The sequence below is a fragment of the Guptibacillus hwajinpoensis genome, from assembly GCF_020171785.1.
Classification (GTDB): Bacteria; Bacillota; Bacilli; order Bacillales; family Guptibacillaceae; genus Guptibacillus; species Guptibacillus sedimenti.
Genome location: NZ_JAIVAE010000008.1, coordinates 74,413 through 99,767 on the forward strand (window position 1 = coordinate 74,413; position 25,355 = coordinate 99,767).

The window sequence follows — 25,355 nt, forward strand, 5'->3', positions numbered from 1 at the left end:
ACGCATCTGAACCAGAATCGCCTATATAGCCACGTTTCTACCATAACATAATAAAGTCGCTCCCCTTAGATCGGGGAGCGACTTTATTCTTTAGTTCATTCGTTTCAAAAAGCGTCGGAACGCCTTTTGTCCCGCTTCATCTCGTTTAAATACGCCTGCGTGTTCTAAAACCGTCGAGAATCTTAACGCAATTTCATCTCTCAGTACGGTTTGTATCTGTTCTTTCTCCATTCTACAAGTGATCCTGCCGTACGAGAAGGAATTATGACTGCAGAGCTATTTCCTTACAGCGTTGCCCTGTATAACGATACTTTCTCAACACGTTAGCTTCTGGATTGATCAATCAAAAAGCAGACGCCTCGTAGACGTCTGCTTTTGATTAGAAATATTGAACCATATGCTCTTCGTTCAGAAACCGTCCTTGAACATAAAGGGCCTTCTCTTCAATATAGACGGTTTTAAACCCATAGCTCTTGTACAGGTGCTTCGCACGTTCATTCGTTGATACGACAGATACACTTAATTTAAGCAGCGCATCCTGGTTCTTTGCATATTCAATAACGCGTGATAACAGCGCTCTGCCTGCTCCTTTGCCACGATATCCCGGTGTAACGTAGACAGCAAACAAATCCGCTTTATGCCGCACTTTAATCCCAGACCCTCTCACAAATGTCATCACACCAATTAACGTCTCGTTATCAAAAGCGCCGAAAGTAGCGCCAGATTCCATGTTTCTCGCTGTGCTTTTAATCGGGTCATCCTTTAGAATCGCCTCTTCGTAACTTGACGCGAACGCCTCCGGATTTTTCTTTAATGCCTCTAACCGAAGCTCCCAATAAGCATCTGCATCATTTGCTGTTAGCTGTCTTACTTCCATGTCAAAACCTCCTAAACTTTCAACAACTCTTTCATAAATGCTTTACACTTTTCTGCAATGAATGCTTTATCATGATCAAGCGTTGCCACGTGATAGCTGTCATCCAACTCAATCACTTCTTTATTCGTTGAAGCAATTTCTTCATAAATAGTAGTTGAATTTTCTGGCGGTACAACGTGATCCTCGATTGATTTAAAGATTAACGCTGGCATCTTAATATTTGAAAGATCCTTTCTTGTTATCTCTACTAACTTCAAAATCTCTTGAATCGACTTCGTTGGCGTTTTCTCATAAGCCAGCTCTTCAACGCCTTCCGCTTTAATATCTGAACCAATGGCATCAAGGAAGCGCGGCTCTGTTTTTCCTCTCATTTGTTCGAGGTCAGGTAAATCAATTGCTGCATTAATCGGCATAATCCCTTTTACTTCTGGGTGTTTGCTAGCTAAATAAAGCGTTAGCGTACCGCCCATTGATAACCCAGTGATGAAAAGCGTATCACACCGTTCATTCAACCATTGGTAGCCCTCTTCAACGGACTCGATCCACTCTTCATATGTACTCTGTTCCATATCCTCATAATGTGTGCCGTGCCCTTTTAATCTTGGGCCACATACCGTGTAACCTTCCGAAGCTAGTTGCTCTCCTAGATAACGCATGCTTTGCGTTGAACCTGTAAAACCATGAAGAACCAAAACGCCTATTTTGTTTCCTTTAAAATAAAATGGTTCTGCTCCTTGTTGAATCTCGTAATTCCCCATCTAAATCCCTCCTAATGGTTATCGTTATTCGTCACGAAAGCGCTTCATTCCTTTTAAGAAATGTGCGAATTAAGGTTTGAACTGGACCATACAGTGGAACATATTACCTGGATATACTTAACAGGAGGAATGAAACGTGTCACATTTAATGAAACAACATGATCCCCAACAAAAACAGTCATTCATTCAACGTTTACTCGATCGCGGTGTATATAAATTAAAGGACAAACAGCTTTATGAATGCACAATGGAAGAATTAGAACGACTCGTTCATATGGTCGAGCTACCATAACATCTCCAGAGGATGCCGCTGGAGATGTTTTTTGTGCACCTAGCTATCCTTTTCCAACCAATCACTCGCCAGCATACTGTAGACAACGTGATCATAGAATTCTCCGTTTACAATTTCCACCTGTCTAAGCACACCTTCTTTCGTAAAACCAAGTCGTTCAGGAATGGCACGGCTTTTCTTATTGGCAGACGCCGCACGGATCTCTATTCGATTTAACCCCATTTCCTTAAATCCTAAATGAATCATTCCCCGGCACGCCTCAGTGACAATCCCCTTCCGCTGAAATTTCTCACTTAGCCAGTAGCCAATCGTAGCGTATTGATGGGTTTGATTCACTTCATTAAATCCCACGGTTCCTGCAAGCTCACCTTTATAAAACATGCCAAGCGTTTTCGGATATCCTCCTGTTTCACTAACACCTTTTAACGTACGTTGGATAAAATCCCGTGAAGCCTCAACATCCGTATTGTAATCGACCCATGCGAGCCACTTTTTTAAGTGATCTCTTGATTCATCGATCAAGTGATAAAGCGCTTCTGCATCGTTAATTGTATACATACGTAAATAAAGATCCTCGTTAAGTTGATAGGTAAACATGTTTCTATTCTCCTCTTTTTTCACCTTAAGACTTTGTCTCATCTTGTCATCCGTTTTCCGTTATGTACCTTGTTTTTTCTCTAAATCGTTAGTCTTCTTTTTATCATAAGGATTTGGCCACGATGGCTAATTTCATCCTCCATAACATGGAACCATTTGAAATAATGATTCGCCTTTTCATCCCAGCCAAAAGGCGTTACTTTTTCTAGCCAAGTGTCGTCTTTTTCTCTTAATTCTTCAAGCGTTTTCGCACGAACAAGACTAAGCTCACTCCAATAATAATCAAGGTCACGCCCTTGAATTACTGTCCTCGCTTTATCCCCAAGCTCAATGCCTGTTTCAAGTTCCTCCCATTCCGCATCATTTAATTCCCGCTCTTGAAACGTCATGATTTGAAAGGCTCTTTCGATTGAAGACATATGATGAAGGAGCATCCCAATGGAATTACTCTTGTCATCCATGTGAAAATCGAGTTGATCAACCGCTAACCCTCTGATTGCCTCTTCTGTAGTGTGTCTGGCATAATCCATCATCGACACTAACCTACCAACCTCAGGCGTAAAGCCTTTCTTACGATCAATCATACAAAGGTCATGATATGGCATCATTCGACATCCTCCTTTTGATCAAATCTAGCTTATTCTTACTACTTTCCATAGGAGAGTCTTAAATCCCTCTTTAGTTCCTTACTTTTCCAGAAAAAGCCCTCGATTCTATGCTAAAATCGAGGGCTTTTGTATGTTTGGCCAATAAAATCTGCTTTTGGACAATATAATTGAATGTTGGACAATAAAAACGCAGTTTGGCCAATATATCCGAAATTTGGACAATAAACGTCGAACAGCCGTCCTCCCGCCACCACAGCAGCCAAAGAAATTACTGCACTTCCACGAAAACGTCTTTCACTTTGCCTGTAATATCGTGACTTGAGGCGCCTTCAACCATCATTGCGATCAATAAGTCCTTCTTATCCGTGTTATATGCGACAAAAAGTCCATTTTCTGGGCCTTCTTCTTCGCCTGCCGCCTTTAACTCGGCCGTTCCTGTCTTACCAGCAAGCGAAATGCCTTTTACCACTGGCTCATAAGCGGTACCCTCAGGATCCGATACTACCTTCCTAAGATCATCGCTCACAATTGAGGCAATTTCAGGTGAGATCACTTCATACTCCTCGGCTGACTGTTCCTCTCCCACACGAAGCGTCGGCTTTAACATCACGCCATCGTTCGCAAAGGTTGTATACGTCATAGCAAGCTGATAAGGGGAAATCTGTAGCTCTCCCTGTCCATAGGCAGAGTCAGCTAAAAGAATGTCATTATCACCGAGCCCATCGTTTGAGATCGACGAGTCTTCGGTTGGAAAAGGAAACTTGACTTCCTGACCAATCTGGAACGATTCCAATCCTTTTTTGAACTTATCTGCACCAAGCTCTAGGGCTTTTCGTGCAAAATAAATATTGTCCGAATGCATGAGCGCTTCTGCAAGGTTTACTTCCGGATCAGCCGGCTTCACGCGCGTCACTTTATATCCACCCCAGCTTGAGTCTGGCCGCCACGTCAAACCATCAATTTTCTCAACGGCATTCGGATCTAAATCACCATCCCGAAGCGCGATTGAAGCAGTAAGTGGCTTAATCGTCGATCCTGGAGAATACGTTTTATTGAACTTCGCTGAGAATGGACGGTTTTCATTATCAGCCAACTTCGCATATTCCCCTTCGTCAAACCCAAGCGTAAAATCATTTGGATTATAGGCAGGGGAGCTTGTTAATGCAAGCGTCTCACCTGTTGTTGGATGGAGCGCTACTGCAGTTCCCGGATCTTTTCCAAGCTCTTCAAACAACTTCTGTTGGACAGTGCCATCGATCGTAACTTGAATGTTCTCGCCATCAACCTTTTCCTTACTGGCAATCACTTTCTCAGGATCTGCGCCCTTTACTTCAATGGACCAGCCTGTTACACCATGAAGCTCGTCTTCATACACTTGCTCAAGGCCAGCTTTTCCAATGCTCTCATAGCTGGAATACCCTTTTCCTGCATACTTCTCAAGGTCTTCTTTCTGCATTTGTCGAATATAACCCGTCAAGTGAGCGGCACTTTCACCAAAAGGATAAATCCTTTCTTTCGTATTATTAATCTGAACGCCGGTAATTTCACCTGCATCAGCAATAAGCCCTTCCTCTGTTTCCATGACGCTTTTTAGCGGAACGAACTGTGTGGGATCAGACTGCACCCAACCTTGATTAAGCTCTTTTTCTATATCCTCTACGCTTATTTTCAAAGCGTCACTAAGTTCATTCACAATCTTTTCTCGATCGGATTCAATAGCTTGCGGCACCACTCCAATTTGCTTCACCGTACCATTAACGGCTAACCCCTCACCATTTCGATCGGTAATTTCACCCCGAACAGGAACAGAAGAACGAATCGCAACCTGATCACCTTCTTCTAATTCTTTAAAAATAAACGAAGGGTCCCAATTCACCCCATAAGAATCAGCATCTTCTCCTTCAGTTAAAGTAAGCGTTGCTTCGTTATCAAACGAAACTTCCCCTGCTAGTGTCTGCATCGACACTGAAAACGGAAACGTCACTTCTCCATTATCATTTGGCTCTGGCTCTTCTTCAGGTTTCTTAAAAGTAACGCTTAAATCCTCAACTTCCACATCGCCATAGATTGACTGATACCGCTCAACAAATTCATCTTCTGAAATCGATTTTTTTGTTGCTGGAGATAATTGCTTATACATGCTACTAAACTCCTGCTTGTTCCAGTCCTTTACGTATGTATCGAACGCATCAACCGCTGATGGTTGATCCGAACATCCCGCTAAAAATAGTAAAAATAGCCCCATTGCGATAAATGATTTTAGTTTCACACTCTGCCCCTCTTTTTCTATTATTTTCCTCTAATTATAAAAGACTTTAAGACAGGAAGGAAGGGAAAAAGGTTATCCTTTGAATGCGTAAGTGCGACTTCCTTTTACATTTGTTTTCACACGAAACACTCCGCCGGCATACGGGAACTGCTTCAGTTCATCTTCACTCGTATTTGTTCGCGCTGTGGTGATGTAGAGCTCATTTCGCTCTTTTCCGCCAAAGACGCATGAGGTCACATTCAAGGCTGGTACGCTAACTTCTAGCAGTCTTTCACCAGTATCTGGGTTCCATCTTGTTACCTTAGAACCTCCCCAGTGAGCGATCCATAGATTTCCTTCTTCATCACTCGTCATACCATCTGGCATACCCTCGCCATCAGGAATCGTAATCACTTCAACAGGATTTCGGATATCACCTGTAGACAAATCATAGTCATAGCGAACGACTTTTTTCGTCGGCGTGTCAATAAAATACAAATAGCGCGTATCTGGTGACCAGGCGAGTCCATTGGACGTACTCACATGATCGATTTTTTTTGTCACTTCAAGGTTTTCATCAAGACAATAAAGCGCGCCTTCCCCTTTTAACCCTTCCATGTGCATTGTTCCTGCCCAAAACCGCCCAGCTGGATCGCATTTTCCATCATTAAAGCGATTATCAGGCAAATGACTCTCTGGATCGGTAATCGCCTCTACGTTCTCAGTTGAAAGATTCATAGCGTAAAATCCCCCAGCCATCGCCATCACAAGACCACCTGATTTACGTGGTGCAATCGTTCCAACCATTTGCTCCTGCTTCATCTCAATATTACCTGCCGTCATCGGGTTGTAGGCATGAACCTTCTTTCCTTCAATATCAACCCAATAAAGAAGCTGACTCTGATCATCCCAGCAAGGTCCCTCCCCGAGTATTGCGCGTGCATCAATGACTAGTTTTGCTTCCATAAACTGTACCTCCTGATTAGTGAATCTTCTATTCTCTCTACTTTAACCCTTAATAAGAAAAGGGTCCACCTTCTATAGTATAAGAAGGGAACCCATGCCTTTTTAAATTAAAAATGGATTAGCTAAATCGGTCCACTGGTATTTTTGTCCCCAGCTTTCTTTTGCGAGCGTCGTTACCCGATCAATGATCTCCTGAGGAACCGTTTCGACGGCTCCCATTTCATTCGGGTTATAATGATAGGCATACACACGTGATAAAAACTGATCAAATGGAAGAGAGGCTTCTCCTTCCTCTTCCCCATGATTTCGGACCGTTGACTTAATGCCCTGGCCCCAATCCTGTCCGCTATCATTATTCGGATTATAAAAGTAAACTCTCGTTTCTCCAGATGGATCAGCATCAATACGCTGGATGCTAATCGCATGAAGACCGAGTAAATCGGCGTTCGCGGTAGTGACGAAGATCCCGACCGGATTTGGATAAATCAACTGATGACCTTCGTTGTAATCCGGATGATGCGTTGCATAAAAGAGTCGTGCAAACTGTTCATAGTTTGTTACGGCTCCGGTTACCGGATTAATAACGGATGAAAACTCCTTAGAAATCCACTGACCATAAAATTCCGGATTCACAAATTTATGACCATCTTCACCTCGTAGAGCGCTTCGCTTCATCATTTCATCGTATACGCGATCAAGATGCGGAACGAGAATAAGCGAAACAGCATCAAGCTCTTTATGAAGATCCGGGGCAAGGCCTCCTGCGATAAGCGACGAATTAATTTCAGCCCCTTCAAACGAGATATCAATTTCCCCATCTCGACACGCTCTTGCGATAAGCTCTAGCAAAAATCCTGGATCGTGCTGTGACCAGAGGCTGATGCCTCGGGCTGATTGACAGGTTGGGTTCATTCCCTGTCCAATACCAAGCGGTTGCCCCAATACGCTTAAAAGTCCTGATAATAGAATACCTACCGGTGTGATGTCCTCTGGATTATCCCGTGATGCGAGTAAATCCTTTTCGACTTCAGGGAGCATCTCAATTTCAACTATACGCTCCAGTCCTGGAATAACAGGCGGAGAGGATAATACGCCGCGCTCAAGCATGCGCGCAAGTCCGTAAAGCGACTGAGCAGTGACAGGATAGATCGCTAATGAAACCAACTCTTTCACTAAGGAAAAATGCTCATTTAAGTTCGCTTCCCCTTTTTCAGTCAACCCAAGTGTTAAGACGAGTAAATGAGACGCGTCCTCTTCAGCAAGAGTACGTGCAAGATTGGCATGAACCGGTGAGACGAGGCCCGTATCACGCATCACGTCTGCAAATCGCTCCGCTTCTAATTCTTTTTCCATCTCAGATAACGCATTGAATTGATTATGGTAGTCAGCAAAGTTAGGGTATTTCTTGCTCAGTTCTGTTGGGGCGTGCACGCTATCAAGGTAGCGCTGAATGCTTTCGCGTCCTTCTACGCTTAAGTCCTCTGAAGATAAGAGATTTTCAGCATAACCGATCATCTCTTTAATTCGCTTCACCATAATCGGGCGCTGCGCAGTCAATCGGTCGATTTCATCAACAAACGTAGCTGATAGCGATCCGAGCGACATTTTTTCAGCTAGAAATTGAAAGAGGAGGATGCCTCTCTTTTGTTCTTCCCCTTGATTAATTCTTGCTTCCTCCGTTTCAGCTGGAAAAATCAGTTGGAGATTCAGCGCCATCACTTTGTTTAGAAAAGTGCGGGCTTGCTCGCGTGAAACATCTGGATGTGTATAGTCCTTTTTCGCAATGGCAAGCATACGAAGCTCACTTAGCACTTCAAAGATTGAGTAGTTGCCGTCTATTTTAAACGATCCACCTACAAGAGGCGGTTGTAATTTACGAGGTTCTTCCCATGGTCCACCTTCAAAAATACCTGCCTTATCATAGTCACCAGCAAGTTGATAAAGGGATTCGAGCTTATTCTGGTCAATGAGAACGGCAGCGTCTGATAACAATTCTTCTAACACAACTGGATTCTGGCGGTTTTCCTTGAATGACTGAAGAGTCCTGACAAACTTTTGCTGTTCTGAATTTGAAAATGATGTTTCCATTTCCATACATCCCCCATTATTTACAAGATAGCTATTTGTACCCCAATCCAGGAAAAGGAAACCACATCTAAGGACCTATTTATTTTCGATTATCGAGCATTTCGCGGAATTATTGAGAATATCGCGGAATTATCATGATTTTCGCGGAATAAAAATAAATATCGCGGATATATTCCGAAATTCGCGGAAATATCAAGATCCTCTCTCAATAAAAGTTCTTCTAAAAGAAAGAGCGGTCATCTTCATTGCAGATGACCGCTCTCAACATAAATTCTTACTCTTTTTCACTCGTTTTCCAAGATGAATCAAGCTCATACACTTCTAGAGATTCAAGCGTCACCTTTCCATTCATCGCATAAATCTCAAAACCATCACTATCCTCTGATGGGAAGATTCGATTGGTCATGACACGTTTTCCATCATTCGCAAACAGCTCAACAGAAGAGCGGTCAACAAAAAGATGAAGCTTTACTTTGCCATCTTCCGTTGGTTCTAGCGGAGCTCGATACACACCAGGAAACTGTTCATGAAAACTTGTATCACCACTATTCTGTCGATCAATAAATGCAAGATTATTTTTTGAATCATATCCTACAATCGTTTCCTCTTCGTCTCCCTTTCGAACGCGGAAGCCGAATTCACCTGACGTAGCTAACTTGAATTCGGCAACGACTTCATACATATCTGCCTTGAAATCATCAAGCGGTATTCGACCTTCCACTTCTTTATCCGATAAATCCACTAACTTCTGAGAACGATTCGACTCAATCTCACCCGCAGGCTCTTGGATAAGACGCGTTTCTCCGTTTACTTCTTTCAAAGAAACCTCACGTGGTAAAGACATGGCACCTTTCCATGGATCTGTCGGTAAATCAGACGCATACATCCAGTTACTCATCCAGGCAAGCCAAATGGGATTGCCTTCATGGTTGCTGAAAGCTTGTGCCGCATAAAAATCGGTGCCGTAATCAACCCAGTTAATGTCATCTTTTGCCCCTTCTCTCGTGAACGCCTTTCCATCGAAATCACCGATAAAATATTGTCCACCCGATCCGCCAGCAATACTTCCTGGATTCATATCCACCTGCAACACCCATTTCTGATTAGAAGGATCGCCATCTAAAGGTAATTGAAATAGCTCAGGCGTTTCCCATACGCCACCCTGAGCACCCTGATCAACACCGAATTCACTTAACTGCTCCCAGTCAATTAAATTATCGGAACCATAGAAAATGACTTTATTTCCTGCAGCAAGAAGCATGATCCATTTCTCAGATTCTTCATGCCAGATTACTTTAGGATCACGAAAATCTTTGATCCCCGGATTCGGAAGTATCGGATTCCCGCGATACTTTTTCCACGTTTCTCCCCCATCTTCACTATACGCAAGACCCTGCGTCTGTTCTTCACCTGCTATCGTATAAAACGCAACAAGCCCAGATTTCCCTTCTCCAAATAAACCACTCGTATTATGCTCATCATATACCGCGCCACCAGAGAAGATCATTCCCTGATCATCCGCTTCTAGCGCCATCGGTTTTTCTTCCCAGTGATAAAGGTCTTCACTAACCGCATGGCCCCAACCCATGTTTCCAAATTCATTTCCTGATGGGTTATGCTGATAAAACAAATGGTACTTCCCTTCAAAGTACACCATTCCGTTAGGATCATTCATCCAATTTTCTTCTGGCGTATAGTGAAACTGGGGACGTAGCGACTGATTGTATTCTTTTGGTATCTCAAGCTCTTTTTCTTTTTGTTCCGACGTTTCATTTTTGTCATAAAAGGTCACCAAGATAAGAATGCCGATCACGACAATAGCGCCTAAAGTTAGCAACCATTTTCTCATTGTATGCAGCTCTCCTGTCTATCAAACGATTCATGCCTCTAAATAGAAAAGTAACTGTCGAAGCTTATCTCCGACAGTTACCATCACACTTATTTAAATACGCCAGCATCCATTTCTTTTAAAATCTTCGTTTCATCATTGTGAATCGAAAGTTTAAGAGATGGAGCTAATGTGCCGCCAAAGTGATCAAATTGATATTGCTCTGACTGCGCGCCAAGTTCATTGATTGTTAAACCGTTTAGGTCATAGAAGTTAGCAAAGCTAATCACTGTACCATTCGGCATAACCATCCATGAATAGGTTTGATAAGGCTCATTCTCTGGATTTGCAACAACAAGACCACTTCCGTTAAGAGGCTCATAGTCGGATGTGAGAGAATCCGATACAAAGCCATAAAGACCATCTGGACCAGTTATTCCTGGAGCAAACTTGTTTTTGTGCGTATCAGTGAAAAGATAGTACTTATTTCCCTTTGTTACGATATGCGGACGTTCAAGCTCCTGATTAAGGCTGTTCGCTTCCATCAGTGGAGGCATGATGTCAAACTCTGTGTAATCATCGTTTTCCGCTTTTGCGATTCCGATATTACCGTTAAAGAGTTTTGATTCTTCAGGTACTTCATCTACTGTAGCGAAGTCTTCAGAACCGATGTGCTCTTGTTCAACAGAGCGTTCTGCAGGTGTACCGCCAGAGTTCCCTTCAAACAAGATGTAATCTTCGCCTGTTTTAGGATCTTCAAAGAACCACGGATCACGGAATGCATAAGCAATGTCTCCCTGCTTACTTTGTTCCATTGTCTGGTAGTATTCGCCATCTGGCTCAAGAATCACTTCATGATCAGACCAGTTGTTGAATTCGATTCCCTTATTTGAAGCATCAACATCAGCAGAAGCCTTTACGAGACGCTGCTCATAAGTTAGCTGTTCTTCGCCTTTACGACCTGTTGCCGTATAGAAGAAATTAATCTCGCCGTCTTCAATCATGGCTGAACCTGCCCATTGACGTGAACCTAGTGCCTGCTCTTCATTAAAAACAGTACCGCCAAGCTTCCAATCTTTCCCGTTCTTTGAAACGAAGTAGCGAATTTCAGCGATATCATGACGCTTACCAGGTAATACATCACTTGGAGCTGTTAGCGAGAAAATCACTTTATAACCGTTTAACGTTGCGATCGAACCATCTTTGTTACGTAGTGGCCACGTATCCCAGATATGGTACTCTGGTGCAATTTGTTCAAGGTCTTTTGTGTTAATTTCTGGAGCTGTATTATCTTTGTTTTGAACAATTTTAGAAGCATCTTCTCTTGTCCAGTTCGACGTTTCACTCTCTGCTGCAAAGCTTGTTGCAGGGGCAAAACTTGAAAACAGGGTAGCGAATCCGAGTACGGAAGTCGCTACTGTTTTTGAAAACTTATTCATATGGGTAAGTCTCCTTTAGTCTGGTTTCCCAGTTTTAGTGTGAAGGCATAATTTGACCTGGCTTAAGTGCACCAGTTACTTTTGTTTCATCACCATGGATCGAAAGCTTAAGTGTTGGAGCAAACGTACCGCCAAATTGAAGTTCACCGTTCTCATCACGATACTCGTTCACAAAGCTGATCACTGTACCATTCGGCATAACTGCGTGAGAGTATGTCATAAATGGATCGTCTTCAGGGTTTGCGACAACAAGACCATTGCCGTTTAGTGGCTCGTAATCACCGCGAAGGGAATCATTCGTGAAGCCATAAAGGCCATCAGGACCTGTTAATCCAGGAGCAAACGTAAATTTATGTGTGATTGTGAAGAGGTAGTAATCTCCACCTTTAACAAGGATGTGTGGACGCTCAAGCTGTTGATTCACTCCGTTTGCTTCAAGTAGTGGTGGAAGCAATTCGAAGTCTGTTAGATCTTCATTCTGTGCTTCAGCAATACCAACGTTACCGTTGTAATCTTCAGCGCCAGCTGGTACGTTGTGAGTTTCACGGAAATCAGCATCACCAATGTTTTCTGGGTCTAGTGACTTGTCGTCTCCTGCTGTATTTCCTTCAAAGATTAAGTATTCTTTTCCTGTTTTAGGATCCTGGAAGAACCATGGGTCACGGAATGAATAAATAATATTTCCTGTTTTTTGTTCTTGCGTTTCATAGTACTCACCGTCAGCTTCAGCAAGGATTTCATGCTCACCAAAGTTACTTAGCTCAATAGATTTCGATTTCTTATCTGCTTCGATATCAAACGTTGTTTTCGCAAGACGTTGTTCAAAAGTTGTTTGTTCTTCACCTTTACGTCCAGTTGCTGTATAGAAAAGGTGAACCTTATCATCTTCATCCATCATTGCTGAACCTGCCCATTGGCGAGCGCCTAGTGCATCTTCTGATTCATAAGCGAGTCCGCCCATTTTCCAGTCTTTTCCGTTCTTCGAGTAGAAGTAGCGAATTTGAGCTTCGTCGTGACGACCGCTCCATGTATATTCTTTAGAAGCTGTAAGAGCAAAGACAACCTGGTAACCATTTACCTGTGCAATTGATCCGTCACGATTACGTAGTGGCCATGTGTCCCACACCCAATAATCTGGAGCCACTTCATCCACGTTGTCGATGTTAGGTGCAGTGTTGTCTTTCGATAAATCATAACCCTGCGCGTCTTGACGAGACCAAACTGCTGTCTCAGTTTCCTCAGCCGCATTCGTAGATAACGGCATACCTGCAAATCCACTCACAAGCATAATTGTCGATAGTGCAATCCCCTTAAAAACAGAAGACTTTTTCACGTTCCCCATCTGCCACACTCCTCAAAATTTAGTAAAATGTTTCGTTCGCCATAACTGTATGGAAAATATGTGAACCCGTCAATACGCTCGAAAAAGCAACGAGTAACCAGGTCTTTAGATAGGAAAACCTTATTCAGCCAATTAAGAAAGCGGTTATCAAACGTTTTTCGCAAAGGCTTTCATCGTGAAAATAAATGGTGCTTTAGTATCAGGAATCGATTCCACATAGAGGCATTTAGACCCACCTTATATGACAACCACTTAACTGCAATGTCATAATTTTAATATAAAAGTTAATGCCCTGTTATCAAATTCCCTTGATTTTCCACTACAAACAGCTCGATTCATGTGCAAATTCACGTCACTGGATTATAATAAAGACAACCTAACTAAGGAGGTTATACTTATGAAAAACACCATCGAATTACATAAAGATTCTTACCTGAAAGAACTAGAAGAATTCTTAAAAATCCAAAGCATTTCAGCCTTACCCGCCCATAAATCAGATGTTCAAAAAGGCGCTAAATGGGTCGCCAACTCTTTGGAAAAGGCTGGTATGGAAAACATTGAAGTGATCGAAACAGACGGTCATCCGATCGTCTACGCTGATTGGCTTCATGCAGAAGAGAAGCCGACGATTCTGATCTATGGCCATTATGATGTGCAGCCCGCTGATCCACTCGATCTATGGGAAACGCCACCTTTTGAGCCTGTTATTCGTGATAACAAGATCTTTGCTCGTGGTGCGACGGATGATAAAGGTCAACTGTTTATTCATATCAAGGCGATGGAACTTTTGATGCAAGAAGATGGCAAGCTCCCCGTTAATGTGAAGTTCTGTATTGAAGGGGAAGAAGAAATCGCCAGCCCACACCTTGGACCTTTTATTGAAGAAAATACTGAGATACTTTCTGCTGACGCGGTTGTCATTTCCGATACGTCCTTTATTAAAGAAGGCTTACCTGCGATTTGTACATCATTACGTGGTGCCCTTGCGATGGAAGTGAAGGTGAAAACAGCGAATACTGATCTCCATTCTGGCGTATACGGCGGTGGGGTTCCAAACGCAGTTCATTCCCTTGTTCATCTACTCGATAGTCTTCACAGCGAAGATGGCGCCATTGCCGTGGATGGATTTTACGAAGGTGTGCCAGAACTGACTAAGGAATTGAAAGAAGAAATCGCTCAGATTCCGTCCGACGATGAAGGAATGAAGCAAGAGCTCGGATTAACTTCTTTATTTGGAGAAAAAGGATTCACTTTCAAGGAACAGACGGGTATTCGACCAACGCTCGAATTGAACGGGATTTCAGGTGGGTATGAGGGTGATGGGATTAAGACGATTGTCCCTTCAGAAGCCACTGGGAAAATTAGCTGTCGTCTCGTGGGAGAACAGGATCCACAGCACGTCTACGAATTAATTGAAAAACACCTTCTCGACCATCAACCAGTCGGGACAACGATGACCGTCAATCAATTTATTCAGGCGCGTCCTGTCTCGCTTGATTCAAACGATCCAATGATTCAAAAAGCGGCCGATGCTTATGAAAAGGTGTATGGCGTACGTGCTCTCTTTCCTAAAGAAGGCGGGTCGATTCCAATCGTTGAAGTATTCGCACGCGTTCTAGAAGCACCTGTTGTGCTCATGGGCTTCGGACTCCCGTCAGAAAATTTACATGCACCTAATGAACATTTTCATCTTGATAATTTCACTAAAGGGATTGAAACGGTTTGTGCGTATTTCAAGTCACTTTAGCTCAACCTCTTCTCTCAGATGCCTATCTGTCAAATGACAGATAGGCATCATGATTTAGAAAATGAAAATGATCAGTATGACCCACTTTTTAAAAAAATTAGCTGCATTTCACAACTCCATGATAAGCTATAAAGAATCTAGTCTATCTTTCTTTTCTGCATGCGAACACCATTTGAAACTGAAAGGAGACCCATGATCATGTTTAAAAAAATATTAAAACGAGTCGAAAAACAAATCAAAAAGTCGAGTGGGAGTAGCCACAAAAGAAAACATTATCATAGAAGCAGCTCAAGCGGGCGGAAGCATTCGCCTTATGGCGGGAGTCATCGCTATAAACGAAAAGGCTCAAGTAGTAGTAGCTAATTATAAAACCAGCACCTGATCAGGTGCTGGTTTTATGATTAGGAATAGTACTTATTGTTTTATTAAGGTAATCTCGTACCTGGTAGATGCTCTTAAATCCAGTCTCAATCTGCAGCAGTCGCTTTATGAAATGTTCCGTAGCTGGATGGATGCTTAGTTCTTCTGTCCATGGACGGTCTTTTCTACTGGTGGGATCGTAAGAAGAGTAAAGCAAGAAGAGTAGAAAATCACCTAGATCATATAAATCCTTTTGAATGAGCTCAAGCGTCTCCTGATCTGACTTATTTTTCAGTGAGACCGCTAATCCAAAATCAATAACATAAAGCTGAGCGTTTTTTACCATCACATTTGGTATTCGGAGATCACCATGACTGATCTCGTGCATATGTAAATAAGCTACAATATCGATCAAACCTTTAAGAAACTCGAGAGATTCCAATTCATTGAATCGATTGTATTGATCAAACAGAAGGTCTTCGAGGTTCACACCCTCAATGTAGTCCATTACTAAAAACTGATTCCTATTAAAAAGAAAAGCATCATGGAGCTTAGGAATACTACCGTGGTCTAAAGAAGCCAGTATCTCTGCCTCCATTTGATAGAAAGAAGTGTTACTGTTTTTCAGTTTACTTGGACGTATTTGCTTTACGACACATCGCTCTCTCGTTTTTTTATTTTTAGAGAGATAAGTTATTCCGTAACTTCCCATCCCAATAACACGCTTTACCTCATATTGGTTAGCAATAAGAAATTGCGGCTTGTAGGGTCGATCGACAAAAAATCGATAAAGGTGTTTCATTCGCCTTCTCCAGTTATTCATACCTTACCCCATTAAAAGAAGCAGCCATTGATGTCAGCTGCTCTTGTTGGTTTTTATTCAGAAAATTTTAGGCTCTTACCATCATATCTTCGTACGTTTGATCTTTCGGAAGCACTTCTACGAGTATTTTTCTTACGCGACGCTCTTCAACTTGTTCGACGACAATTTTAAGATTTTCATAATAGAAGGAATCCCCGTTACTAGGAACTGTTCCAAGATTCTCAATGACCCATCCACCTATCGTGTGATAAGAACTTTCAGGTGGAGCCGCCTCCATTAAATCGAAGAAATCATCTAGCTGAAATTGAGCATCAAAGCGATAGTTGCGATCAGAAATTCGCTGCATTGTACTGAATTTCTCATCTTGCTCATCCCAAATTTCTCCTACAATCTCTTCTAGTACGTCTTCTAATGTCACGATTCCTGACGTACCACCAAATTCATCTAGCACAATGGCCATGTGTACCTTTTCCTTTTGCAATTTCGGTAACAGAGTGGAAATTTTCATTGATTCTACCACAAACAGCGGTTCTCGAATTAATTCTTTAATATCAACAGTTTGATACTTAATCAAGTGAGTAAAAAATTCTTTCTCCGTTAAAATCCCAATAATATTATCAATACTATCTTGGTAGACAGGTATTCTTGAAAACCTTTCTTCAAAGAAGATTTCTTTCATTTCTTCTACGGATTGATCAATATTAATGGCCACGATGTCAATTCGCGGTGTTAAAACCTCACCTGCAAGCGTATCATCAAAATCCATCGATCGATGAATAAGGTCTCTTTCCTCTTTATCGATGACACCCTCTTCTTCACTAATATCTAACATTACTTTTAACTCTTCTTCTGTAACAGATGGCATTGTGCTATTTTTCGCAAAAAGACTTGATACCCACACTTTCAATTTAACAAAAAAGAAATTAATAGGTGCAAGCAGCTTAATGAGAACATATAACACCGTTGCGATCATTAATGAATAAGATTCTGCATGTTCCTTTGCTAACGATTTAGGAAGTATTTCACCAAAGATCAAGACTAAAATAGTCATGAACACTGTACTAATGACGAGGCCAGCATTCCCACCAAATATTTCAGTTGCTACAGCAGCTGAAATACTAGCAGCAGCAATATTGACTATATTGTTTCCGATAAGAATCGTTGATAAAGCTTTATCAAAGTTTTCAGCAATGGCTAAAGCTCTTTTACTTCCACGCCTACCTTCATCTGCGAAATTTCTTAACCTAATCTTGTTAACACTTGAATAGGCTGTTTCAGCTGATGAGAAAAAAGCAGATAGCAGTAATAAGGAACCTAATAAAAGAATCGAATCCAGTGGTATGTCATTCAAAAAATTTCACTCTCCTGAGTTGTTGTTTATCCTAACTTTTTTTAAATTGCATTTCTACTTATTACCCGGTCAAGTTGAGTAAAGAAGCAATGATTGAATAAGTGCAACAGTTTGAGGCGAAAGATTTTTCTTAATCTTCGTTTGAGTTTCTTCATCTAATTTCTCAACACTTTCGTGAATATCCTTTAATTCCGCACCTAAATATTCCATTTTATCAATTACTTGTTTTACCTGACTATGAATCATTTCTGAATCAACTTGACTAGCCTTTTTTACCGTTAGACGTTGTTGGATTTGGCTTAACGTCATTTGCATTTCCTTGCATTGTTCGATGAACTTAATATCATCGATCGCATCTTCCCCATAGAAGCGATAATTCGTTTCGGAGCGCTCACACTGCAGTAATCCCATTTTTGTATAATAGTCAACTGTCCGTTTCGAAACATGGCAAACTTCAGCTAACTCCCCTATTTTTAACAACACCCCAAGATCGATCACCTCACAATCATTTTAAGTTAAAATGCGTGAACTGTACAGTAGAACGTTATACTTCCTCTTTGTTTTTTTATCCGTTCACTGTGTTATAAAGGTATTGAGATGAAAAACGGCGCGATTGTGAACTTAAAAAAGCTGCGAATTCACCAATGATTCGCAGCTCTTTTCACTTAAACACTAGATATCCTTTTTTCACTCTTTTTCCGTGAGAAGGATGCTCCAACCACTTAATATGCTGAAGTTTCTCTTCCAATTTCGCGGCAATTTTCCATTCAATTCGATGCATCATTGTTCTCGCCTTATATGGAGAGATATCAAATTGATTCGCTGCTTCATGATAAGGAGAATATTTTTTTAGAAGGTTCAGGTATTGATCAGGTGTTGCAGCCGCTTCAATCAACCTTACTTCTAATTCATCAATGAACTGATAGAGGGCTTTCTCCTTCTCCGGGAGTTTTGCCACGATATCACGAACGAGCATCTTCAATAAATATTCATTGCACTCCATTCATCTTCCCCTACCCTTTTACCAGCTTGACTTCTTCACCCCAGGGATCTGCCCCTTATGAGCATATTCACGAAACGCAATTCTAGACATTTTAAATTTTCGTAAGTAACCCTTCGGACGACCAGTCACTTCACAGCGATTATTTAACCGAGTTGGTGAAGAATCACGCGGCAATTTACGCAAAGCTTCATAATCACCTTTCGCTTTCAAATCCTGACGAAGCTCAGCATACTTCATGACAAGCTCCTGACGCTTTTGTTCTTTTACTACTTTCGACTTCTTAGCCAAAAAAATGCATTCCTTTCTCTATTTTAATCGTTGCGATTTGAGCACTAAGCAGTTATCCACAATTTATAACGATCAATCACTTTTACAAATCGTAATAATTACGTTTTGTATTATAAGCCTCTATTCGTTATAACGCAAGCAAGAGAACTTCGGAAGAGCTTAACTTTTGTTTAAGCCCTTCCTTTCACGTTCATCTTGTTTTCTTGATTTATTTCTTCCCATATGTAATGCAAGCTTATTAATGAACCCTAAAATAAGGCCAATTCCAGTAAACAAATATACGATAGTAAAAATCTTACCAAAATCGGTTTGTGGACTAAAATCACCAAAGCCTACGGTCGTTAGCGTGACAACACTAAAATACAGAGAATCTAATACAGACCAACTCTCTACCGTGTGATAGAAAATCGTTCCTGAAATAAGGGTGATCGTTGTTAAAAAGAATAGCACCTGGAATTCTTTATCTTTAATAGCCCACCATAATGCGGATAACATTCTCTTTAACGTGAGTAGAAAGGAAATCATAGAAACCTCCTATTTGGATGAAGGTCTATCACAGACAGCGATAGCCTAAAACTGATTTTAGCATATCACTACTTATAAACGAGACTACCGATTTATTATTTTTCGGCTCTTTCCCTGAAATTTTCTAAGCTGAAAGGGAATGATGATAGATATGTCTAATTACTGTTTAGATAGGAGATGGTGAAATGACAGAGAAAGATTGGCTCACACATGCCATTCAGTTAGCATCAAAGAGTGTTACAGATTATCGTGGTGGTCCATTTGGGGCTATCGTTGTAAAAGATGGCGTTGTGATTGGGGAAGGGTTCAATCAAGTGACAAGCGACCACGATCCAACTGCTCATGCAGAAGTTGTCGCTATTCGAAACGCCTGCCAAAAACTTGGAACGCATCAGCTTGACGGCTGTGTCATTTACGCAAGCTGTGAACCGTGTCCAATGTGCCTTGGCGCCATTTACTGGTCACGGCCTGATCGCGTTTACTTCGCAGCTTCAAGACACGAAGCTGCCGATGCCGGATTTGATGATGCTGTCATCTATGATGAAATCGAGAAAAAACCTGAACAAAGAACCATCCCGTTCCATCATATTGAGATGAAAGAAAAGAACGAGCCTTTTCAAAACTGGCAAAAACATGGCGAACGAGTAGAATACTAAAGAAGGATGTGCGTTGGCACATCCTTCTTTTCATAAACGAACTTCTAAAATTTTTCCATTTTCTTTTCGTTTACTTTATCGATTTTTAACTTCACTTCCATTGGTGTTACATCAAGGGAAACGTTAATGGCAGCATAAGATTCTTCCCCATTTATCTTCCCCCAGTACCCTTTCGTTTGATCCGTTTCTGAGAAAACAAGCTTAAACCCTTCCCCTTTTTTGTCACCAGTCAGTTCATAAGCGAGACCGATTGCTTCATTGGAGCCGCTATCAACGAGATCATACGTAAGAACTCGTTTTAGTGCATCTTCACCAAAAATCCCTGTATTCGTAGTGCTTTCTGGATAATAAGGTTGTTCAATAAGAGGTTTATCTTCTGTGATCTGATACGTTTTTGATTCCCAGAAGTAACGATCTCCTTTTTCAATGTAGCTGATGTTCACATCTTTCATTGCCGTCGGAAAATCTGTTGTTTTCTTAGCATTTGAAAGATCAACGATGACAAGTCCACTCTCTCCCACCACTTCAATTGATTGATCGTCATTATGAACAACCATTGCACTGTTTTCGTCAATACCGTAGCCCATTTCATTACCAGCATCCCATGCCCCAACGATTAGTCGCCCAAAGCGGCCACGCTTCACAAAGTGCTGATCAACCGTACCACCCTCAAAGAAACCAAGTCCTTGTGTAAGGAAAACGCGATTGTCATCAGCATCATCATAGTTATCTTCATAGGTGACCCCTTCATTTAGCGCACCAGAGCTTGTACCTGCGCCAATCATCGGATCACTCATAATCGCTGCACCAGCACTGGAACCACCTAGAACGGCTCCATCTTGATAGATCTGCCTGATTGAAGCTAATACAGGAGTGTCCTCCCCATTATTAATAAGAGTATTCGTATAATCTAACTGATTCCCCCCTACAAACCAGATCGCATCATACTGCTTCACTTTGTCAGCAAGATCTTGATTGTATGCACCATCATTCCACTTCGATTCATCTTCTTCTGTAGAAGGATCATCACTTACGGCAATAGGAAGAATATCAATATTCTCCTCACTAACACCATAGCGTACGAAGTCATCTTTGTAAGAAGATGCACTATCAATTGGCGTCGCACTGGCAGTTGGTAGAATGCCAATTTTCAATTTATCTTTTGTCTTGTTTCGGTAATCCATCCCTAATGACAGAAACGAATTGTAAACTTCTTCATTATCGGGACTTAAAGCCCCTCCTACAATCACCAGTGATCCTTTTGTTTCATTTGCGCCAGTGGCATTCGTTTCCAACTGCCTCCCTAGGATGACTAACACCATACAAACTGCGAGCATTGCTGTAACAGCGATAACATGCTTCCATTTCCCCAACTTCCACACTCCCTTTTTCATTGTTATCAAACTATTATGCAAGTTTTATTCCAACTCTCGAACCCTATAGTGTAGAGGTCAGTTTCTTTTGATCACGTTTATCTGGTTGTTTAACCCACCCAAAAACAACCTAAAAAAAAGAGCAAATTCCTTATAGGAAAATGCTCATCATATATGTTACCGCCATATTGCAAAAATAGCGTATCGTTATTCCTTAGTAGGATCATTTAGCACCTTAGAGGCACTCTTTGAACTAACTCGCTGAAGCATATATTCAAGCAAGAAAAGATAATCCTCCTGATTGCCTGTGTTTTTAGCAAGATCAGAAAGCTGCTCTAAAATATACAAACAATCATTTTCATACAGACTATAATTATCAAATCCTAAAATCGTCTGGCGGGCAAATTCCCACAGATCTTCGTGTACTTCCTCATCCAACGTTTTACTTAGAAGGGAGATCATCGTTAAAAGCTCCGTCATTACTGTAGAATTTTGATTTGCATACTCACGAATAGATGCGAATCCCTTATGAAGGTAATAAGGAAAATTCTTTTGATTTAAGATAATGCGAAGCTCCTCTTCCTGATCGAAAAGATAGGGAGAAAAGTTCGTAGACTGGCTAATGCTTTTCAACAAATCAGCAATCTGATGAATCGTATTCGTAACCGTAAGTGGGTCATTATGGCCTAAAGCTTTGATCGCTACTTCGGCAAGCTTCATTAATCCATACTCCAAATCTTGAATTTCTGTACGTTTTACTCCAATCTCAATAGACTTGATGTAGCGTTCAGGATTAATGCTTTGTCCATATTCCCAATAAGTAAGTAGTGGTGTTCCTTCTACTACAAATTCGCCAATTCTAACATCAAACCTTAGAAGACAGTTGTCTTTATTCGCTTGTTTAATAAGTTTCGCAAAGTCAGCGACTTGAAAATAACCAGATTGACTTGTTTTCATTACCTTTCCATCAGACTCAAGAGGAAGAGATTCACTCTCGACTTCTTTCTCAAGATGGTAAGAGTATAATTCTTTTTCTAGGGAAGCCTGCACGGATTTCGACTTAACATTCATATTAAAACTGATGTTATGAACTTGCATCCAGGTTGCTGTGTGGTTAATAAAATAAATAAAGGTTACCGCAGCTGTAATAGCTGTCAGAATGGATAATACCGGTGTCGCAACAACGTATTCCTCTTCCCCATGTGTCACATATAAGAAGTTTAAGAGTACATAAATAAAACTCCCATTAAAAATACCAAGTACGTGTTGGGTTGCCCGGTCACTGACGAAGTTTACTAGCATTTTGGAAGAGAACTGACCGCTAAACGTCGTGAGTGCGACGAGCAAAGAGTTAAGTGTAAAGGCACTTAACGTTAGCACCCCTCCAACGAGTGCACTTAGAAGCACCTGCAGTGTCTGCCCACTGAAACCGATCCCGATCGGTAAATATAAGCTAACATCCACCACATAATCGAGATAATAGGTAAAAGCAGAAAGAGCGATCGCTCCAACAATATACCAAAACGGCATAAACCAAATGGTTGAGTTCAATTCACTTTTCCGCTGTCGCCTCGACATTTTTAAATATTTCTTTATATAGTAAATGAACCCCATAGTAGTCACCGTTCCTCAAAGTTTTAAATACTTCTTCTTACTACCCTGCAAAGAAGTAAACAAACCTATTTTTTAATGTTTCCATTAAATTTGAGGATTATCAAAACTAGCGGCTGCTTCGTTAATGACAATCGACAGTTTATAGTTCACATGCTCATTTAATTGAACAAGAAATTCATCAAGTTCTTTATTGGAAGGAAAACGACATTCTATCAAATAGCAACCATCACCGCTTATTTTATAGTTATTGAGCACATGTTCTTCTTTTGTCTTAATAAAAGAAAGGTATGGGGTATGATGAATATTTAGGGTATAGATCGTCAGAAAACAATGTACAGCATATCCCATTTTCGACTTATTTACTTGAACCGAATATCCTTCTATAATCCCCTCTTCTTCTAATCTCAACACTCGAGTTGAAGCCGCCTGACCCGTTAAATGAACTTTTTCTCCAAGCTCTTTCATTGTGATGCGACCGTTCTTTGTTAGTTCCTTAATAATCTGTAGGTCCGTTTGATCGATCATTCCATCAACTCCTTTCACAATTCAAGTTTTTTATCTTAAAGACTTGAATTCATCTATGTATTCCTTGTCCACATCTATATTATCCTATAAGAGAACCAGATCAAAAGGAGGAAGATACAATGAAAATTCAATTTGTTCGTAACGCAACAATCGTTCTTCATTATGCTGATAAAAAATTTCTAATTGATCCATTCCTATCTGATAAAGGAGCAATGCCGCCTTTCCCAAACACGGCAAACCAGCACCTCGCGAACCCTACTGTCGATTTATCAACATCTATTAATGAAATCATTGATGTTGATGCAGTTATTGTTACTCATCTACATCCAGATCACTTCGATGACAAGGCAAAAGAGGTACTTCCGAAAGAGATCGGTATCTTCGCACAGAACAAGGAAGATGTTGAAGTAATTAAAGGAGAAGGTTTTCAAAACGTCTTTTCACTTGAAGAGGAGTCTTCTTTTGAAAATGTTACGTTATCTCGCACGGATGGAAAGCACGGAGCAGGCGAAATCTTAAAACAAACTGGGAAAGTATCCGGCATTGCATTTTCTCATCCAAATGAAAAAACGCTTTATGTCGCTGGAGATACTCTTTTCAACGAAGATGTACAAGAAGCAATCCAAAAACATAAACCAGATATCATTGTAGTAAATGCTGGTGCTGCTCAATTTCTTGAAGGTGGGCCAATTACAATGACGAAAGAAAATGTGGTTGAAACTTATCAAGAAGCACCAGATGCAACGATCATTGCCGTGCATATGGAGTCACTCAATCACTGTCTGTTAACACGGAACGAATTAAAGCAATTCATCAAAGAAAAAGATCTTCTTAATAAAGTTCTCATTCCTGACGACGGTCAAACCCTGTCATTTTAAAGCATAAACCCGCAGCATGTTGCGGGTTTATTTCTTTTCTTTGCTCCTAAATGACTCCTATCTGAAAAATCCATTACATATTCGAACATTCCATTTCATAAGCATAGAGATGTATTAAATTCACCTAGGAGGGGATTGCGATGTCTGAAAAAAATTCAGCGAAGGATGAAAATATCGTAAAGAAGACATCTAAAGCCGCAAGTGATCTTGTGAATAAATCCGCTGACACAGCGAACGATATTGTAAAGTCTGTTAGCGGAGAAGGCGGCCTTGTTGGGAAAGCCGCTGATGCATCAACAGACTTTGTCAAAAATGTAAGTAAAACAGGGAATAAAGTGGTTGGGAAATCTGTGGACACAGCTTCAAACGTGTTGAAAGGCGCTTCTAAAAAAGTTTTTGGAAAGAAAAAAGAGAAAGAGTAGGTATCAATACGAAAAGGACTCCGAAATTGGAGTCCTTTTCGCTTATCTCGCTACTCGTAAGTGAGTTAGCTTAATTTTTCTACAACTTCTTTCGCCACGATTGTTGTGGATTGAGGATTTTGACCTGTAATCAAATTTCCATCCACTTGCATATGCTCTGCCCAGTTCTCTTTCGTCACAACATTAGCACCTAGTTCTCGAAGTCGTGATTCAAGCAAGAAAGGCATATATTGATCAAGAGTTGTCTCTCTTTCTTCGTCGTCTGTAAACGCCGTAATGGTTTTCCCTGAAACTAATGGCGTACCATCTGAAAGGGTAGCACCAACAAGTCCAGCAGGACCATGGCAGACAGAAGCAACAATTTTGTTTGATTCATAAAACTCACGAATTAAGTGCTGAAGCTTATCGTTTTCTGGTAAATCAAACATTGTGCCATGTCCTCCAGGCATAAAGATCGCATCAAACGTAGATGCCCCAACAATTTTTTCAAGCTTTTCTGTATCTTCAAGGTGTTTCGCCGTATCGAGGATTTCTTGAGGTGTTTCTCCACCTTCAAGACTGCGTTCATCCACTGGCGCTTTTCCACCTAGAGGACTTGCCACTGTGATTTGATAACCACGCTTTTCAAATTCGATATACGCTTCCCCAAACTCCGATAACCATAAACCTGTTTTATGTCCTTCATTCATTGTATCTGCGGTTGTAACAACCATTAATATACGTTTGCTCATGACATTTCCTCCTACT

General features: G+C 41.1%; 27 protein-coding genes. 6 read left to right on the top strand and 21 right to left on the bottom strand.

Features of this window, described 5'->3' with window-relative positions; all coding sequences use genetic code 11:
• Window positions 1–90: 90 nt before the first annotated feature.
• From LCL91_RS12780 to LCL91_RS12790, 3 genes are all read right to left on the bottom strand, one after another.
• Window positions 91–231 carry a hypothetical protein gene (locus LCL91_RS12780; RefSeq protein WP_224882913.1) on the bottom strand — a complete coding sequence of 47 codons (141 nt, stop codon included), beginning with the start codon at window positions 229–231 and terminating at the stop codon, window positions 91–93.
• A gap of 148 nt (window positions 232–379) precedes the next feature.
• Entirely contained in the window at window positions 380–877 is a 498-nt protein-coding gene (locus LCL91_RS12785; protein WP_224882915.1) for a GNAT family N-acetyltransferase, read from the bottom strand.
• An 11-nt stretch (window positions 878–888) separates the two neighbouring features.
• Entirely contained in the window at window positions 889–1,635 is a 747-nt protein-coding gene (locus LCL91_RS12790; protein WP_224882917.1) for an alpha/beta hydrolase, read from the bottom strand.
• A 136-nt stretch (window positions 1,636–1,771) separates the two neighbouring features.
• On the opposite strand from LCL91_RS12790, the gene LCL91_RS12795 reads away from it, so the two are divergent.
• Complete coding sequence (locus LCL91_RS12795; RefSeq protein WP_098442528.1) at window positions 1,772–1,927, top strand: Fur-regulated basic protein FbpA; 156 nt, start codon at window positions 1,772–1,774, stop codon at window positions 1,925–1,927.
• 39 nt (window positions 1,928–1,966) lie between these two features.
• On the opposite strand, the gene LCL91_RS12800 is transcribed toward LCL91_RS12795, so the two are convergent.
• From LCL91_RS12800 to LCL91_RS12835, 8 genes are all read right to left on the bottom strand, one after another.
• Window positions 1,967–2,524 carry a GNAT family N-acetyltransferase gene (locus tag LCL91_RS12800; protein WP_224882918.1) on the bottom strand — a complete coding sequence of 186 codons (558 nt, stop codon included), beginning with the start codon at window positions 2,522–2,524 and terminating at the stop codon, window positions 1,967–1,969.
• 80 nt (window positions 2,525–2,604) lie between these two features.
• Window positions 2,605–3,132, bottom strand: a complete 528-nt coding sequence (locus tag LCL91_RS12805; RefSeq protein ID WP_224882919.1) for a DinB family protein — start codon at window positions 3,130–3,132, stop codon at window positions 2,605–2,607.
• Between the two features lie 268 nt (window positions 3,133–3,400).
• The gene (locus LCL91_RS12810; RefSeq protein WP_224882920.1) at window positions 3,401–5,401 is read right to left on the bottom strand and encodes a penicillin-binding transpeptidase domain-containing protein; all 2,001 of its coding nucleotides are present in this window, start codon (window positions 5,399–5,401) and stop codon (window positions 3,401–3,403) included.
• 72 nt (window positions 5,402–5,473) lie between these two features.
• A complete protein-coding gene (locus LCL91_RS12815; protein WP_224882921.1) occupies window positions 5,474–6,346 on the bottom strand; it encodes an SMP-30/gluconolactonase/LRE family protein in 873 nt (290 codons plus the stop codon).
• A 102-nt stretch (window positions 6,347–6,448) separates the two neighbouring features.
• Window positions 6,449–8,434, bottom strand: coding sequence for a hypothetical protein (locus LCL91_RS12820; RefSeq protein ID WP_224882922.1), 1,986 nt, complete (start codon window positions 8,432–8,434; stop codon window positions 6,449–6,451).
• Between the two features lie 274 nt (window positions 8,435–8,708).
• Window positions 8,709–10,283 (bottom strand): glycoside hydrolase family 32 protein, encoded by a 1,575-nt coding sequence (locus LCL91_RS12825; RefSeq protein ID WP_224882923.1) that lies wholly within the window; start codon window positions 10,281–10,283, stop codon window positions 8,709–8,711.
• An 89-nt stretch (window positions 10,284–10,372) separates the two neighbouring features.
• Complete coding sequence (locus tag LCL91_RS12830) at window positions 10,373–11,701, bottom strand: glycoside hydrolase family 68 protein (RefSeq protein ID WP_159781467.1); 1,329 nt, start codon at window positions 11,699–11,701, stop codon at window positions 10,373–10,375.
• A gap of 34 nt (window positions 11,702–11,735) precedes the next feature.
• The gene (locus LCL91_RS12835) at window positions 11,736–13,043 is read right to left on the bottom strand and encodes a glycoside hydrolase family 68 protein (RefSeq protein ID WP_224882925.1); all 1,308 of its coding nucleotides are present in this window, start codon (window positions 13,041–13,043) and stop codon (window positions 11,736–11,738) included.
• 397 nt (window positions 13,044–13,440) lie between these two features.
• Between LCL91_RS12835 and LCL91_RS12840 the strand changes: the two genes are divergently transcribed.
• Window positions 13,441–14,790: a dipeptidase gene (locus tag LCL91_RS12840; RefSeq protein WP_224882927.1), complete on the top strand. Its 1,350-nt coding sequence runs from the start codon at window positions 13,441–13,443 to the stop codon at window positions 14,788–14,790.
• Between the two features lie 198 nt (window positions 14,791–14,988).
• A complete protein-coding gene (locus LCL91_RS12845; protein ID WP_160920351.1) occupies window positions 14,989–15,153 on the top strand; it encodes a hypothetical protein in 165 nt (54 codons plus the stop codon).
• Window positions 15,154–15,172: 19 nt separating this feature from the next.
• Here the strand turns inward: LCL91_RS12845 and LCL91_RS12850 are convergent, their stop codons facing one another.
• From LCL91_RS12850 to LCL91_RS12875, 6 genes are all read right to left on the bottom strand, one after another.
• Window positions 15,173–15,952, bottom strand: coding sequence for a serine/threonine protein kinase (locus LCL91_RS12850; RefSeq protein WP_224882930.1), 780 nt, complete (start codon window positions 15,950–15,952; stop codon window positions 15,173–15,175).
• Window positions 15,953–16,040: 88 nt separating this feature from the next.
• Window positions 16,041–17,324, bottom strand: coding sequence for a hemolysin family protein (locus tag LCL91_RS12855; RefSeq protein WP_224882933.1), 1,284 nt, complete (start codon window positions 17,322–17,324; stop codon window positions 16,041–16,043).
• Window positions 17,325–17,393: 69 nt separating this feature from the next.
• On the bottom strand, window positions 17,394–17,807 hold the full coding sequence (locus LCL91_RS12860) for a MerR family transcriptional regulator (protein WP_224882935.1): 414 nt from the start codon (window positions 17,805–17,807) through the stop codon (window positions 17,394–17,396).
• A gap of 178 nt (window positions 17,808–17,985) precedes the next feature.
• Window positions 17,986–18,327, bottom strand: coding sequence for a hypothetical protein (locus LCL91_RS12865; RefSeq protein ID WP_098442514.1), 342 nt, complete (start codon window positions 18,325–18,327; stop codon window positions 17,986–17,988).
• A gap of 18 nt (window positions 18,328–18,345) precedes the next feature.
• Window positions 18,346–18,615: a 30S ribosomal protein S14 gene (gene rpsN, locus LCL91_RS12870; RefSeq protein WP_159781455.1), complete on the bottom strand. Its 270-nt coding sequence runs from the start codon at window positions 18,613–18,615 to the stop codon at window positions 18,346–18,348.
• A gap of 159 nt (window positions 18,616–18,774) precedes the next feature.
• Window positions 18,775–19,140 carry a potassium channel family protein gene (locus LCL91_RS12875; protein WP_224882937.1) on the bottom strand — a complete coding sequence of 122 codons (366 nt, stop codon included), beginning with the start codon at window positions 19,138–19,140 and terminating at the stop codon, window positions 18,775–18,777.
• A 185-nt stretch (window positions 19,141–19,325) separates the two neighbouring features.
• Here LCL91_RS12875 and LCL91_RS12880 point away from each other — a divergent pair, with 185 nt between their 5' ends.
• Window positions 19,326–19,796, top strand: a complete 471-nt coding sequence (locus LCL91_RS12880; RefSeq protein WP_160920344.1) for a nucleoside deaminase — start codon at window positions 19,326–19,328, stop codon at window positions 19,794–19,796.
• Between the two features lie 44 nt (window positions 19,797–19,840).
• Here the strand turns inward: LCL91_RS12880 and LCL91_RS12885 are convergent, their stop codons facing one another.
• From LCL91_RS12885 to LCL91_RS12895, 3 genes are all read right to left on the bottom strand, one after another.
• Window positions 19,841–21,169, bottom strand: coding sequence for a cyanophycinase (locus LCL91_RS12885; protein ID WP_224882939.1), 1,329 nt, complete (start codon window positions 21,167–21,169; stop codon window positions 19,841–19,843).
• Window positions 21,170–21,376: 207 nt separating this feature from the next.
• Window positions 21,377–22,720, bottom strand: coding sequence for a DUF2254 domain-containing protein (locus LCL91_RS12890; RefSeq protein WP_224882941.1), 1,344 nt, complete (start codon window positions 22,718–22,720; stop codon window positions 21,377–21,379).
• Window positions 22,721–22,867: 147 nt separating this feature from the next.
• The gene (locus tag LCL91_RS12895; protein WP_224882944.1) at window positions 22,868–23,308 is read right to left on the bottom strand and encodes an Lrp/AsnC family transcriptional regulator; all 441 of its coding nucleotides are present in this window, start codon (window positions 23,306–23,308) and stop codon (window positions 22,868–22,870) included.
• A 119-nt stretch (window positions 23,309–23,427) separates the two neighbouring features.
• Between LCL91_RS12895 and LCL91_RS12900 the strand changes: the two genes are divergently transcribed.
• The gene (locus LCL91_RS12900) at window positions 23,428–24,186 is read left to right on the top strand and encodes an MBL fold metallo-hydrolase (RefSeq protein WP_224882946.1); all 759 of its coding nucleotides are present in this window, start codon (window positions 23,428–23,430) and stop codon (window positions 24,184–24,186) included.
• A gap of 140 nt (window positions 24,187–24,326) precedes the next feature.
• Entirely contained in the window at window positions 24,327–24,608 is a 282-nt protein-coding gene (locus LCL91_RS12905; RefSeq protein WP_224882947.1) for a hypothetical protein, read from the top strand.
• 65 nt (window positions 24,609–24,673) lie between these two features.
• On the opposite strand, the gene LCL91_RS12910 is transcribed toward LCL91_RS12905, so the two are convergent.
• Window positions 24,674–25,339, bottom strand: coding sequence for a type 1 glutamine amidotransferase domain-containing protein (locus tag LCL91_RS12910; RefSeq protein ID WP_224882948.1), 666 nt, complete (start codon window positions 25,337–25,339; stop codon window positions 24,674–24,676).
• Window positions 25,340–25,355: the final 16 nt, after the last annotated feature.